This is a genomic window from Sinorhizobium sojae CCBAU 05684, from assembly GCF_002288525.1.
In the GTDB taxonomy this organism is placed as follows: domain Bacteria; phylum Pseudomonadota; class Alphaproteobacteria; order Rhizobiales; family Rhizobiaceae; genus Sinorhizobium; species Sinorhizobium sojae.
In genome coordinates, this window is sequence record NZ_CP023067.1 from 3,193,735 (window position 1) to 3,207,460 (window position 13,726).

Sequence of the window (13,726 nt, forward strand, 5' to 3'; positions counted from 1 at the left end):
GGGCCGGCGCTATTTCAAATGATCGGGCATCCGCCCCTCGGCGGCCTTGTCCATTCTCGCCGCCAGTTTGAAATCAAGCTCCGTCAGCCCGCCCACGTCATGCGTCGACAGCGTGACATCGACTTTGTTGTAGACGTTGAACCACTCGGGGTGATGGTCGAGCTTTTCCGCCACGAGCGCACATTGCGTCATGAAGCTGAAGGCCTCGGCAAAGGTCTTGAAGCGGAACGCCTTCCAGATCGAGGCGCCGTCCTCGGCAAGAACCCAGCCCTCCATCTTGTGCAGGTGTTCGGCGATGGCCGCCGCATCGAGTTTTTCCGGCCGCATCCTGTTCCTCCTTGAACCGTCCTATGCTCTACAGCGCCGCGGTTCTTTTCAGACGCGCAAAGGTCGCTGCAACTCTTTGAGACCGCGCAACGAGCTTTCCGCAAATCGGTTCCGATATTCGGACCGATGCGCTAACAACGACGTCGCGACCGGGAATGTTCGCCTATCCCTTTGCATTTCAGCCGCGGCGACATGCATTATGACCAGTGGATACCATGAAAGACACGAGAATCCTCTTCGTTTGTCTCGGCAATATCTGCCGTTCGCCTTTGGCGGAAGGGATCATGCGCCACCTCGCGAGACGGGCAGGTCTTGATGCGGCAATCTCAGTCGATTCCGCCGGAACCGGTGCCTGGCACGTGGGCGCCCCACCCGACAGGCGCTCCATTGCAGTCGCCAGCGCCCATGGCGTCGACATCCGGGGCCTGCGCGGACGCCAGTTGAGCGTCGCCGATTTCGACAGCTTCGACCTGATCCTCGGCATGGATGGACACAACGCTCGCGCTGTCGGCGGGCTCGCGCCGATAGCGGCGGCGCACAAAGTGCATCTTTTCATGCACTACGCGCTCGGCCGGCACGCCGACGTGCCGGACCCTTATTATGGAGCCGACGACGCCTTCGAGGCGCTTTACCAGATGCTGGAGGCCGGGTGCTCTTCGCTGCTAGCGAAGCTGGAGCGCGCCTCCTGAAGCGGAAACACCTCTTCCGTCACGTAAGGCCCGCCGCCGACGGAATCCCGCGAGGACATGAGAACGAAGCGCGGAACGGGGAAGGGCGCGGTGACGAAATTGCCGCGCCCCGAGAGGTATTCGACGACGTCCTCGACGCGTGAGGATCGCAAGCGCGCGAGCGAGACATGCGGGGTGAACTTGCGCGGGTCCGGAGCAAGGCTCAGCCGCTGGCAGATGCGTTCGATTTCCGCCTGCAGCGCGAACATTTCGGGAGTGTTGCTGACGCCGGCCCAGACCGAATGCGGCTTCTTCGAGCCGAAGGCGCCGGTGCCGGTCAGTTGCAGCTGGAATTCCGGCCGTTCGATCCGATCGAGGCTGTCGACAACCTCGTTGGCAGTCCGCCAATCGACGTCGCCGATGAAGCGTAGGGTGATGTGGTAATTCTCCACATCGATCCAACGAGCTCCGGGAAGGCCTCCGCGCAGCAGGGAAAGGCTCAATGCTGCATTGCGCGGAATTTCGAGGGCGGTGAACAGTCTCGGCATGGCGAGCTCCCCGAATCTCTTGCAGATGTCTCAGCGAATCACGCATCAGACATACACGCAACCATTATTTAACGGGCGAAGGCGTTAACGTTTCCTTACCTGTGGATCGCGATCACTCTCCTTCCTGGACTGCGGTGATGAACTGCTCGGCCATCGGCAGGAAGCGTTCCACCATGACGCCGATGCCGTCGCCATTCGGATGCATACCGTCCTCGAGCTTGAGGCCAGCCTCGGTCACGACCCCATCGAGGAAGAACGGATAGAAGGGGAGATCGTATTTTTTCGCGAGTTCCGGATAGATCGCGTTGAAACGCGCCGCATAATCGCCGCCCATGTTCGGCGGCGCCAGCATGCCGGCGAGCAGCACGGCGATGCCGCGTTCCTTCAGCCGCTTAACCATAGCCTCGAGGTTTCCTCGCGTCTCTTCCGGCGGGACTCCCCTCAGCGCGTCATTGGCGCCGAGTTCGAGGATGACGCCCTTCGTCCCGTCCGGCACCGACCAGTCGATGCGGGCAAGGCCGCCGGCGGTCGTATCGCCCGATACCCCCGCATTGCTGATTGCGACGTCGTATCCCTTATCCTTCAGCGCCTTTTCCAGCCGCGCCGGAAATGCATCCTCCGGGGCGAGCTGATAACCCGCCATCAGGCTGTCGCCAAAGCCGACGAGGCTGATCGTCTCGGCACGCGCAGCGGCCGATAACGCAATTGTCATTGCGAGGCCGAAGAAAAAAGACAACAAATCTTTTAAAGCCATAGGTGCATTCCTAAATGCCGGCAGCTACCATTTCGTTATTCAATCTTCCATTCATATAGGGCCGTTTCGCGTGGCAAAAAACATCATCGAGGTGAAAAATGCGGATTTGACCCTCGGCGAGGCGGCGGCCTCCGTGCATGTGCTGAAGGGCGTGAGCCTCACCGTCGAGGCGGGCGAATCGATCGGCATCGTCGGTCCGTCGGGCTCGGGAAAATCCACCCTGCTGATGGTGCTCGCCGGCCTGGAACGGCTCGACGGCGGCGAGATCCATATCGACGGCACGCCTCTGCATCGCCTGAACGAGGACAGGGTGGCCGACTTCCGCGGCCGCAATATCGGCATCGTCTTCCAGTCCTTCCACCTGATCCCCAATATGACCGCGCTTGAAAACGTCGCGGTGCCGCTGGAACTCGCCAATGTCCGCAATGCCTTCGAGATTGCGCGCCAGGAACTGGTTGCGGTCGGGCTCGGAGAGCGGCTGACGCATTATCCCGGCCAGCTTTCCGGCGGCGAGCAGCAGCGCGTGGCGATTGCCCGGGCGCTGGCGCCCTCGCCGAAACTCCTGATCGCCGACGAACCGACGGGCAATCTCGATGCCGAGACCGGCCGGCAGATCGCCGACCTGCTTTTCTCCGAGCAGCGCGAGCGCGGCATGACGCTGGTCCTCGTCACCCATGATGCGGCGCTGGCTGCGCGTTGCGGCCGGCAGGTAAGGGTCCGTTCCGGCGAAATCGTCTCAGACGCTGAAACCCAACCGCTCTCCGCCTCGGTCCGCCAGGGAGCGGCTTCCGCATGAATGCGGCAGCGGCCCTCCACCGAGCTCGTCCGGTCCTGGCCTTTCGGCTGGCACTGCGAGAGATGCGCGGCGGGCTCCGGGGCTTCTATATTTTTCTCGCCTGCATCGCGCTTGGGACGGCCGCCATTGCGGGCGTCAATTCCCTCTCGCATTCGATCAGCGCGACGATCGATTCGCAAGGTCAGGAACTGCTTGCCGCCGATATCCGCTTCGAACTCGACAACCGCGTCGCCACCTCCGAGGAGCGCGCCTATCTCGATGGCCTCGGGCGGATTTCCGTGTCGGCGGGCCTGCGCTCGATGACGCGGCTTCCCGACGGATCGAATCAGGCGCTAGTCGAACTGAAGGCCGTTGACGGCGCCTATCCGCTCTACGGCACCCTGAAAAGCGAGCCCGCGGGATCGATTTCCGACATGTTGGCGAAGGAGGGTGATGTCTACGGCGCCGTCGCCGCACCGCTGCTTCTCGAGCGGCTCGGTGTCGGCCCGGGCGCGGAGCTGCTGATCGGCAATGCGCGCATCCGCGTCAATGCCACCATTCTTCGCGAACCAGACGCCGTTTCCGACGGGTTTGGCTTTGCACCGCGGCTGATGATATCCGCCGATGCGCTGGCCGCGTCGGGCCTTGTGCAGACGGGCAGCCTCGTCGAGCACACCTACAAGATAAGGCTTCAGGACCCTTCGCAAGTCGTCGCCGTCCGTGCGGAAGCGCAGCGCCGCTTTCCGTCCGCCGGCTGGTCGATCCGCACGAGCGGAAACGCCGCACCATCGCTGACCGCCAACGTTACCCGCTTCTCGCAATTCCTGACGCTGGTCGGACTCACGGCGCTGATCGTCGGCGGCGTCGGTGTCGGAAATGCGGTGCGGTCCTATCTCGACGGTAAGCGCAGCGTGATCGCCACCTTCAAGTGCCTGGGGGCACCGGCGTCGCTGGTGGCAACGGTGTACCTGGCGCAGATCGTGATGATCGCACTGATCGGAATTGCCGTCGGTCTCGTGCTCGGCGCCCTGATCCCCTTCGTCGCCGCCCAGTTCCTCGCCGACATGCTGCCGGTCTCCACCGACTTCGAGCTCTTTCCTTCGGCGCTCGGCCTTGCGGCGCTGTTCGGGCTTTTGACGGCGCTTGCCTTCGCGGTCCTGCCACTCGGACGGGCACGCCGGGTTCCCGCAACAGCACTTTTCCGCCAGCAGGGCTTCGAGCCGACCGGCATTCCCGCCTGGCCCTATCTCGCGGGCGCGCTCGTCTGCCTCTCGGCGCTTGCCGGGCTCGCCGTCTGGACGGCCTATGACCGCTACATCTCGCTGATCTTCCTCGGCGCGGTCGCCTTCGCCTTCGTCGTCCTCAGGGCAGTTGCGCTACTGATCACATGGCTCGCACGGCGCAGCCCGCGCGTTCACTCGCCGGCCTTGAGGCTGGCGATCGGCAATATCCACCGCCCCGGCGCCCTGACGCCGTCGGTCGTACTGTCGCTCGGTCTTGGCCTGGCACTCTTGGTGACGTTGGCGCTGATCGACGGCAATCTCCGGCGCGAGCTCACCGGCAACATGGCGGAGAGAGCGCCCAACTTCTTCTTCGTCGATATCCAGGGCAGCGAGATCGATGGCTTCCGCTCCGTTCTCGGCGAGGCCATGCCGAAAGGCAAGATCATCGAGGTGCCGATGCTGCGCGGGCGCATCGTCGCGCTAAACGGTGAGGACGTGAACAGGCGCTCGGTACCGCCCGGCGGGCAATGGGTACTGCGCGGCGACCGCGGCATTACCTATGCGAAGAACACACCGGAGAATTCGACCCTGGCGGAGGGCGCCTGGTGGCCCGCGGATTACAGCGGCGAACCGCTCGTCTCCTTCTCGGCGGAGGAGGCCGGCGAGCTCGGTCTCAAGCTCGGCGACACCGTCACGGTGAACGTGCTCGGCCGCAACGTCACCGCCCGCATCGCCAATTTCCGCGAGGTTCACTGGGAATCACTGTCGATCAATTTCGTCATGGTCTTCTCGCCCAACACCTTCGCAGGGGCGCCGCACGCGTGGCTCGCGACGATCATCGATCCGGAGGCCACAGCAGCGGAGGAGGCGGCCGCGCTTCGGGCCGTCACCAGTGCCTATCCGACGATCACCAGCGTCCGCGTCAAGGACGCGCTCGACATCGTCAACGCATTGCTGGGTCAATTGGCGACCGCCATCCGGGCGGCCGCCGCCGTCGCGCTGATCGCATCCGTCCTGGTGCTGGCGGGGGCGCTCGCCGCCGGCAACCGGGCACGCGTTCATGATGCGGTGGTCCTGAAGACGCTTGGCGCCACCCGGGGCACGCTGATCCGGGCCTTCAGCTACGAATATGTGATCCTCGGCCTGGCCACCGCCCTCTTCGCATTGCTTGCCGGCAGCGTCTCGGCCTGGTTCATCGTCAGCCGCATCATGACCCTGCCGTCGAGCTTTCTGCCCGATGTTGCCGTCGCCACGGTCGCGGTCGCGCTCGTCGTGACCGTCGGCATTGGACTTGCCGGCACCTGGCGCGTTCTCGGGCAGAAAGCTGCGCCGGTACTGCGCGAACTCTGAAGCGTCGGACGAGCAGGCCGGCCCTGCTCAGGTCTCTTGGCGAGCGGGGACGGCGAGGCGTCCAATCCCGCAATCCGCTGCGCTGCTTGAATTAACCGTAAATCACCCTTGTTTGATGGCCCAGGCCCCGCTTTTGCGCGATTCCGGACGTTCCGCCCTTGTGCGTGACACGTTTCAACATCATATTTCTCGGCAGGCATGCTGGAGCCCCGCAGCGGCGCCTGGGCGCGTCAATGGACCGACGCCCGACACCGTCACTTCAACCGGGGCTTAAATGAGGAAACAATGGCTGATCTGAGAAACTACCAAACCCGGATGTCGCCCGCTGGCGCTCAGGCGGGTGCCGTGATCGATGAGGGCCTTCGCGCTTACATGCTGAAGGTCTACAATCTGATGGCGCTTGGCCTGGCCATCACTGGCGTGGCAGCTTACGGAACCTATGCGCTTGCCGCCTCCAATCCGGCTTTCGCCCAGCTTATCTACGCTTCGCCGCTCCGGTGGGTCGTAATGCTGGCACCGCTGGCGCTGGTCTTCTTTATGAGCTTCCGCATCCATAAGATGAGCGTTTCGGCCGCCCAGACGACCTTTTGGGTCTATGCGGCGCTGATGGGCCTTTCGTTGTCCTCGATCTTCCTGGTCTTCACCGGTCAGAGCATCGTGCAGACGTTCTTCGTGACGGCTGCCTCGTTTGGCGCCCTCTCGCTCTACGGCTATACGACGAAGAAGGATCTGTCGGGCTTCGGCACGTTCCTGATCATGGGTCTTTTCGGCCTGATCATCGCGTCGATCGTCAACATCTTCCTCGCCTCTTCGGCGCTTGGCTTCGCCATCTCGGTGATCGGCGTCCTGGTCTTCGCCGGCCTGACTGCCTACGACACGCAGAAGATCAAGGAAATGTACTTTGAAGCCGACGACGTCGCGGTTGCCGGTCGCAAGGCGATCATGGGCGCTCTGACGCTCTATCTCGACTTCATCAACCTGTTCATGTTCCTGCTGCAGTTCCTTGGCAACAGGAACGAGTAGCCAGCGACACATATGACGAAAAGGCGGCTCCGGCCGCCTTTTTTGTTGAGCCGATCTGCCTTGATCGGCTCGGGCATTCCGTGCGATGCAGCAGAAATCAACTTGCTGCAGCTGCCGTTGTGCGTCTCCAAATGGATGACGGCGCTGTGGGCGATCAAACGACAAAAACTGCCATGATGTTCACCCTCCGCGATGCTGCCGCCGCCGACCTTCCAGCAATCACCGAGATCTATCGCGAGTCCGTCCTCAACGGTGTCGCGACCTATGAGGTGACGCCGCCGACCGAGGCCGAAATGATGCTTCGCCTCACGACCATCACCGGCAGCGGCTATCCTTACCTCGCCGCCCTCGACGAACGCGGTGTGGTCCTCGGCTATGCCTATGCCTCCGCCTTCCGAACCCGCACCGCCTATCGGTTCCTGGTGGAGGATTCCGTATACCTCGCGCCCGTGGCCCGGGGAAAAGGCATCGGCAGGGCTCTGCTCGAGGAACTGGTGAGCCGGTGTACCGCCCTCGGCTTCCGCCAGATGGTGGCCGTGATCGGCGGCGCGCATCCTTCGTCGATCGCACTCCACAGGGCCGTTGGCTTCGAGCATCAGGGGCTGATGAAGGCGACCGGCTTCAAGCACGGCCGCTGGCTGGATACGGCCATCATGCAAAGACCGCTCGGCGAGGGGATGGATACACCGCCGACGGAGGGCGTCTATCCGGACACGCTCTATCGCAACGCGCCATAAATGCGCTGAGGTTGCCCCTCCCCTTGAGCTTCTCTTTACTTGGGGAGAGGGGGGCCGGCGGATGACGGACATCGAAGGCGGAGGACCGCCTGTACCGACAGCGTTCAGGTCTCGACGAGCTTCAATACTTTGTCGAAGACCTTGAGCACCTGGGCGAGATCGTGGCCGCGCTTCAAGACCATGCCGTTGGCGCTTGCGACGCTGTAGGCTCCCTGTTTGGCGGCGAGTTTCGGGTTCTTTTCGATCCGGTAGAGCGGCACCTCTCCGGTGCGCTTGAACACTGCGAAGACGGCGCAGTCCTTCGTATGGTCGATCGCGTAGTCGCGCCATTCGCCCTCGCCCACCATGCGACCATAGACCTTGAGTATCTGGTCCAGCTCGCGGCGGTGAAACGTGACGGGAGGCGGGTTTTTGGCTTTCTTGTATTCGTGAAGATCAACGACCACATCCGTGGTCTGGCCCTGGTGACGCGGTTCGCCTCGCGCCAAATCCGGTTGATCGCTCATCGGCATTTCGGCCTTCTGATGTGACAGGACCATGACAGTGTGCCTGACACGAGCCGAAAAGCAAGCGGGATGCTGTTGATTAATGCCGGCAATTCTTACCCTTGCCGCAATTCAGTCAAATCGCCGCCCCAATTCACCGCAAAACTCCGTTCGCTGCCGGACAGAGTCGTTGCCACCGTTTGTCCGGACAGGTTGTCATGCTGCGGGAGGTTCCCGAACGCAGGCATGGCCGGTTCGGTCCGGTAACTTCGAACCCTCAGCCCCAGCCCCTCGATGCTGCCGGGCCGAACCACCCCCTACGTCTCGATTTACGAGCGCCTCCCTTCGCATCTTACCACTCATCAAGCGGCTGCTGCGAAGATGCGCCGCCCACAGCGCCGCACGTGCTTCAGGACGCAAAGAGGTCGCTGTAGGCTTTCAATTGCATCGTGCTTTCGGACCGATGCGCTAAAGCTTGCCCTGCGGTCCGGCGAGAACGGTCGCCGCGCCAATGATCGGGCCGGGCGTCTCCTTGTCCTTCATCGATTGCAGCAGGATAGCGCAGCCGCTATTGCCGCGCCCTTCGAGCAAGACCGAGGCCGGCAGGGTAAACTGGGTCGGCTTGCCGTCCCATAGGCCGATCGTCTGGACGTCCCGCACCGCATGCCAATAGGCGATGCGTTTGCCCTTGTTCTCGCCCCGTTCGACATTGACCACCCGGGCCCGATCGAAATAGACCACGAGGACATTCGCCTTGCCGTCGCCGGCACCGATCCGGATCGAGATGCCGTCGCCGGCCATCGCCGCCTCTACCGGCACCGCAAGCCCTTTGCCAGCGGCGCGCATCGTCTCAAGCCTGCTCCTGATCGCCTGCAGGTCGGAGCCGTTCATATGGTCTCGGCCGTTCAGGACTGCCTGGGGCGTATAGACGCCGTTACGGCCGAGCATCCGGGCATAGGCATATTGGCGATCGGTGTTTTCCTTGGAGGCGAGCGTGTCCGCCCAGCCGAGATAGTTCCAGTAATCGACGTGATAGGCGAGCGCCACGACCTCGCCCTCGTCGATCAGCGTCTTCAACGCCGCGTCCGCCGGCGGACAGGATGAGCAGCCCTGACTGGTGAAAAGCTCGACGACGCCCTTGATCGCCTTGCCGTCGTCCGCCGCAGCCGCGCCGCTCAAGGCGCCGAAAAATCCTAACGTCAGGACGAGATGGCGGATCATTGGTCTAAAGGCGAATGTCATTGCTTCACTTTGCGATCGGCGCTCATGTTCCCTTTAAAGGCCTGACCTTACATACGACGGCCCGCCGTCAACAGAAAGTCACGTTGGAGTGACCATCCGCAAAGTTCGGGAACCAGCGCCGGAAATTTGCGGGATCGCCTGCCTTTTCTCCATCCCCGGCGCAGGAAAAAGCCGGGACGTCGGCTGACGCCCCGGCTTTGGTCGACGTTTCTCCCTATGCAGCAGCCAGATCGCGCAGAACCGTCTGCAGGATGCCGCCATTGTTGACGTAAGTGACCTCGTCCAGCGTATCGATACGGCAGATGAGCGGAACTTCCTTCACCGAGCCGTCGCCATAGGTGATCTTGGCGATGCGCTTCTCGCGCGGCTGCACGTTGGTGAGGTTGTCGATCGTCACCACCTCGTCGCCCTTCAGGGCTAGCGACTCCCAGGTCATGCCCTCCTCGAAGACGAAAGGGACGACGCCCATGCCGACGAGGTTGGAGCGATGGATACGCTCGAAGGACTGCGCGATCACGGCCTTGACGCCGAGCAGGTTGGTGCCCTTGGCCGCCCAGTCGCGCGAGGAACCGTTGCCGTATTCGACACCGGCGAAGATGACGAGCGGAACGCCCTCTTCCTTGTACTTCATCGCCGCGTCATAGATCGACATCTCCTCCTTGGAGGGATAGTGGATCGTATAGCCGCCTTCCTTGCCGTTCGGGCCAAGCATGTGGTTGCGGATGCGGATATTGGCGAAGGTGCCGCGCATCATCACCTCATGATTGCCGCGGCGCGTGCCGTACTGGTTGAAGTCGGCGACGGTGACGCCGTGTCCGAGCAGATAGGCACCCGCCGGCGAGGCGGCCTTGATCGAACCGGCCGGTGAAATGTGGTCGGTGGTGATCTTGTCGCCGAAGAGGCCGAGAACGCGTGCCCCCTTGATGTCGGAAATGCCGGCGCCCGACTTGCCCATGCCGACGAAGTAGGGCGGGTTCTGGACATAGGTCGAGGCCTCGTCCCAGGCATAGGTCTGCCCGGCCGGAACCTGCACGGACTGCCAGTTCTCGTCGCCCTTGAAGACGTCGGCGTATTTGGTCGCGTAGAGCTCGCGCGTCACATACTTCAAGATGAACTCCTGGATCTCCTGCGAGGTCGGCCAGATGTCCTTGAGGTAGACCGGTTTGCCGTCCTTGTCTTCGCCGACCGGATCCTTGGTCAGATCCTTCTGCACGGAGCCGGCGAGCGCATAGGCGACCACGAGCGGCGGCGAGGCGAGGTAGTTCGCCTGGACGTCCGGCGAGATGCGGCCCTCGAAGTTGCGGTTGCCGGAGAGAACGCCGGCGGCGATCAGGCCCTTGTCGTTGATCGTCTTGGAGATCTCCGTCGGCAGCGGGCCGGAATTGCCGATACAGGTGGTGCAGCCGAAGCCGACGAGGTTGAAGCCCAGCGCGTCGAGGTCCTTCTGCAGGCCCGATTTTTCGAGATATTCGCCGACGACCTGCGATCCGGGCGCGAGCGAGGTCTTGACCCAGGGCTTGGTCTTCAGGCCTTTGGCGACGGCATTGCGGGCAAGCAGGCCGGCGGCGATCAGCACGGACGGGTTCGAGGTGTTGGTGCAGGAGGTGATCGCTGCGATCGCGACGTCCCCATGACCAAGGTCGAAATCCGTGCCTTCGACGGTATAGCGGTTCGAAAGCTGGGCGGGCTTCTTGTAGTCGTTTTCGAGCGCAGTCGCGAAACCGGAGGCGATGTTCTCGAGCGCGATGCGGCCTTCAGGGCGCTTCGGACCGGCCATGGACGGCACGACGTCGCCAAGGTCGAGCTCGAGCGTGTCGGTGAAGACGAGGTCGGAGCCGTCACCCTCGCGCCACATGCCCTGCGCCTTGGAATAGGCTTCGACGAGTGCGATGCGGCTTTCTTCACGGCCGGACATGGTGAGATAATTGATCGTCTCGGCATCGACCGGGAAGAAGCCGCAGGTGGCGCCGTATTCCGGGCCCATGTTGCCGATCGTCGCGCGGTCGGCGAGCGTCATGTTGTCGAGGCCCGGGCCGAAGAATTCTACGAATTTCGAGACCACGCCCTTCTTGCGCAGCATCTGCACGACGGTGAGCACGAGGTCGGTCGCCGTCACGCCTTCCTTGAGCTTGCCGGTGAGCTTGAAGCCGATGACTTCCGGCAGCAGCATCGACACCGGCTGGCCGAGCATCGCCGCTTCCGCTTCGATGCCGCCGACGCCCCAGCCAAGCACGCCGAGGCCGTTGATCATGGTCGTGTGGCTGTCGGTGCCGACGCAGGTGTCCGGATAGGCGATCGTCGCGCCGTCCTCTTCCTTGATCCAGACGGTCTGGCCCAGATATTCGAGGTTCACCTGATGACAGATGCCGGTGCCGGGCGGCACGACGCGGAAGTTCTTGAACGCCTGTTGGCCCCATTTGAGGAAGCGGTACCGCTCGCCGTTTCGCTGATATTCGAGTTCGACGTTGCGGGCAAAGGCCGTGGGCGTACCGAATTCGTCGACGATGACCGAGTGGTCGATGACGAGGTCGACGGGAACGAGCGGGTTGATCTTTTCCGGATCGCCGCCGAGCGAAACCATGGCGTCGCGCATGGCCGCGAGGTCGACGACCGCGGGGACCCCGGTGAAATCCTGCATCAGCACGCGCGCCGGCCGGTAGGCGATCTCGTTTTCGGCCGTGCCCTTATCGCTGAGCCAGGCGGCGACGTTTTCGATGTCCTGCTTGGTGACGGAACGGCCATCCTCATTGCGCAGCAGGTTTTCCAGCAGCACTTTCATCGAATAGGGAAGCTTCGAAACGCCGACAAGGCCGTTCGCCTCCGCCTTCGGAAGGCTGTAATAGACATAATCCACGCCATTGACCGCGAGCGTGGAGCGACAATTGAAACTGTCTAGGGATTTGGACACTGGAAATACCCCGTTCCGTCTGATCGCCAAAAGCTGACGTACGAACGCCCGAGCGCCTGTGAAGCGCGAAATGGGATGCGGGTGCGGCCATTTCCGCTGTCCGTACGTGGAATGTCATTCCATGTTCGGCGCTTGGATGAAATTCACGCCGACCGCTGGCGTGTTGGCCGCCTTATAGATAATTTCTCCAAATCGTGCCAGACCAACCAAGGTCCAAACGAAACTTTTTTTGCCCTGCGGCAAGAGCGTCGAGGAAAGCTGGGAATTCATGCGCCTGCTGGTGGAATGCTTGAGTGCAAGGCGTGGCGAGGAACTGATTTTTAACGATATTTCCTTTGCGCTCGCAGCCGGTGAGGCGCTCATCGTGACGGGTCCGAACGGCTCCGGAAAATCGACTTTGCTGCGCGTTCTGGCGGGCCTGCTGGCGGCCGAATCGGGCAGCCTTCTTCTTGAGGACGCGCCTGCCGGTTTCGAGCATCCGCGCGAGGTCAGCCATTATCTCGGCCATCGCAATGCGATGAAGCGGGAGCTGACTGTCGAGGAAAATCTTTCCTTTTGGCGGCGGTTTCTGGGTGATTCTCCCGGCGGCTCCGGAATCGAGCTTGCCGCGGCGGCCGAAGCCGTCGGCCTTGCCGGCATCACGCATCTGCCATTCGGCTATCTCTCGGCCGGCCAGCAACGGCGCATGGCGATGGCGAAGCTCCTCGTCGCCTACCGACCGATCTGGATCCTCGATGAACCGACCGCGGCACTTGATGTCGGGGCCGACAGGCTCTTTTCCGGTCTGGTCGCCGCCCACCTCGAGCGCGGCGGCATCGTGATTGCCGCAACCCACCAGCCGCTCGGCATCGGCCGCACGCAGGCCCTGCGGATGACGGGGTTCGTCCATTGATCGCACTTTTCTTCCGCGACCTGAAACTTTCGGTGCGCGCCGGCGGCGGCGCGATGATTGGCGTGCTCTTCTTCATGACGGTCGTTTCCGTCATTCCCTTCGGCGTCGGACCCGATCTCAATCTGCTCGCGCGCATCGGCCCGGCCATTCTCTGGATCGGCGCGCTGCTTGCCTCGCTGCTCGGCCTCGACCGGCTTTTTCAGGCGGAGCGCGAGGACGGCTCGCTCGACCTTCTTTTGATGCAGGAGACGCCGCTCCTCCTGACCGTCTTCGTGAAATGCGCCGCCCATTGGGCGGCAACCGGCCTGCCGCTGGTGGTTGCCTCTCCCTTTCTCGGCCTGTTCATGAACATGAACGAACTCGCGATCGGCGCCACCATGGTCACGCTCTTAGCGGGCACGCCGGCGATTACCTTCATTGGCGCGGTCGGCGCCGCAGTTGCCGTGGCGCTGCCGCGCGGCGGCCTGCTCGTCTCGATCCTCGTGCTGCCGCTCGCGGTGCCCGTGCTGATCTTCGGCGTCAGCGCGGTTTACGCGGCGATCGAGGATCCCGCCCCCTTCCTGCCGCCTTTCCTGATCTTGATGGCGATCACCCTCTTCTTTGCGGTGATCGGGCCGGTCGCCGCCGCCGCGGCGCTTCGGCATTCGGCCGATTGAGATTCTTCGCCTGAAAGCGAGCCACGGCCTTGCTATAGAAGTGTAACCGAACGACCATGGCCGCGACTAATGCAGTTGTGATTGACGACTGCATAATTCCTTAGATTGACTTCGATCCCAGTATAAGATTTGCAGCGG

14 protein-coding genes are annotated in these 13,726 nt (G+C 62.7%); 7 read left to right on the plus strand and 7 right to left on the minus strand.

Going from position 1 to position 13,726, the window contains the following annotated elements; all coding sequences use genetic code 11:
• Positions 1-9: 9 nt before the first annotated feature.
• The gene (locus SJ05684_RS15580) at positions 10-327 is read right to left on the minus strand and encodes a 4a-hydroxytetrahydrobiopterin dehydratase (protein ID WP_034852828.1); all 318 of its coding nucleotides are present in this window, start codon (positions 325-327) and stop codon (positions 10-12) included.
• A gap of 215 nt (positions 328-542) precedes the next feature.
• On the opposite strand from SJ05684_RS15580, the gene SJ05684_RS15585 reads away from it, so the two are divergent.
• Entirely contained in the window at positions 543-1,016 is a 474-nt protein-coding gene (locus SJ05684_RS15585) for a low molecular weight protein-tyrosine-phosphatase (RefSeq protein WP_083846078.1), read from the plus strand.
• Here SJ05684_RS15585 and thpR read toward each other — a convergent pair.
• Both thpR and SJ05684_RS15595 read right to left on the minus strand, forming a co-directional pair.
• Positions 956-1,543, minus strand: a complete 588-nt coding sequence (gene thpR, locus SJ05684_RS15590; RefSeq protein ID WP_034852825.1) for an RNA 2',3'-cyclic phosphodiesterase — start codon at positions 1,541-1,543, stop codon at positions 956-958. The genes SJ05684_RS15585 and thpR overlap by 61 nt on opposite strands.
• 112 nt (positions 1,544-1,655) lie before the next feature.
• On the minus strand, positions 1,656-2,297 hold the full coding sequence (locus tag SJ05684_RS15595) for an arylesterase (RefSeq protein ID WP_050979938.1): 642 nt from the start codon (positions 2,295-2,297) through the stop codon (positions 1,656-1,658).
• Between the two features lie 70 nt (positions 2,298-2,367).
• Here SJ05684_RS15595 and SJ05684_RS15600 point away from each other — a divergent pair, with 70 nt between their 5' ends.
• The 4 genes from SJ05684_RS15600 to SJ05684_RS15615 all read left to right on the plus strand — a co-directional run bounded on the left by SJ05684_RS15600 (position 2,368) and on the right by SJ05684_RS15615 (position 7,405).
• Positions 2,368-3,093 (plus strand): ABC transporter ATP-binding protein, encoded by a 726-nt coding sequence (locus SJ05684_RS15600; protein WP_034852823.1) that lies wholly within the window; start codon positions 2,368-2,370, stop codon positions 3,091-3,093.
• Positions 3,090-5,645: an ABC transporter permease gene (locus SJ05684_RS15605; protein WP_034852821.1), complete on the plus strand. Its 2,556-nt coding sequence runs from the start codon at positions 3,090-3,092 to the stop codon at positions 5,643-5,645. The genes SJ05684_RS15600 and SJ05684_RS15605 overlap by 4 nt, the downstream gene beginning before the upstream one ends.
• A gap of 285 nt (positions 5,646-5,930) precedes the next feature.
• Complete coding sequence (locus SJ05684_RS15610; protein WP_034852820.1) at positions 5,931-6,668, plus strand: Bax inhibitor-1/YccA family protein; 738 nt, start codon at positions 5,931-5,933, stop codon at positions 6,666-6,668.
• Positions 6,669-6,841: 173 nt separating this feature from the next.
• On the plus strand, positions 6,842-7,405 hold the full coding sequence (locus SJ05684_RS15615; RefSeq protein ID WP_034852872.1) for a GNAT family N-acetyltransferase: 564 nt from the start codon (positions 6,842-6,844) through the stop codon (positions 7,403-7,405).
• Between the two features lie 104 nt (positions 7,406-7,509).
• Here SJ05684_RS15615 and SJ05684_RS15620 read toward each other — a convergent pair whose 3' ends face one another.
• The 4 genes from SJ05684_RS15620 to SJ05684_RS29695 form a co-directional block, all read right to left on the minus strand.
• Positions 7,510-7,917: a DUF2794 domain-containing protein gene (locus SJ05684_RS15620; RefSeq protein WP_034852870.1), complete on the minus strand. Its 408-nt coding sequence runs from the start codon at positions 7,915-7,917 to the stop codon at positions 7,510-7,512.
• Positions 7,918-8,358: 441 nt separating this feature from the next.
• Positions 8,359-9,132 (minus strand): DUF1223 domain-containing protein, encoded by a 774-nt coding sequence (locus tag SJ05684_RS15625; RefSeq protein WP_034852818.1) that lies wholly within the window; start codon positions 9,130-9,132, stop codon positions 8,359-8,361.
• 214 nt (positions 9,133-9,346) lie between these two features.
• Positions 9,347-12,040: an aconitate hydratase AcnA gene (gene acnA, locus SJ05684_RS15630; protein ID WP_034852816.1), complete on the minus strand. Its 2,694-nt coding sequence runs from the start codon at positions 12,038-12,040 to the stop codon at positions 9,347-9,349.
• Positions 12,041-12,154: 114 nt separating this feature from the next.
• Positions 12,155-12,310 carry a hypothetical protein gene (locus SJ05684_RS29695; protein ID WP_157211951.1) on the minus strand — a complete coding sequence of 52 codons (156 nt, stop codon included), beginning with the start codon at positions 12,308-12,310 and terminating at the stop codon, positions 12,155-12,157.
• Here SJ05684_RS29695 and ccmA point away from each other — a divergent pair.
• On the plus strand, positions 12,309-12,932 hold the full coding sequence (gene ccmA, locus SJ05684_RS15635) for a heme ABC exporter ATP-binding protein CcmA (RefSeq protein ID WP_034852814.1): 624 nt from the start codon (positions 12,309-12,311) through the stop codon (positions 12,930-12,932). The genes SJ05684_RS29695 and ccmA overlap by 2 nt on opposite strands.
• A complete protein-coding gene (gene ccmB / locus SJ05684_RS15640) occupies positions 12,929-13,588 on the plus strand; it encodes a heme exporter protein CcmB (protein WP_034852812.1) in 660 nt (219 codons plus the stop codon). Before ccmA ends, ccmB begins: the two co-directional genes overlap by 4 nt.
• Positions 13,589-13,726 lie beyond the last annotated feature (138 nt).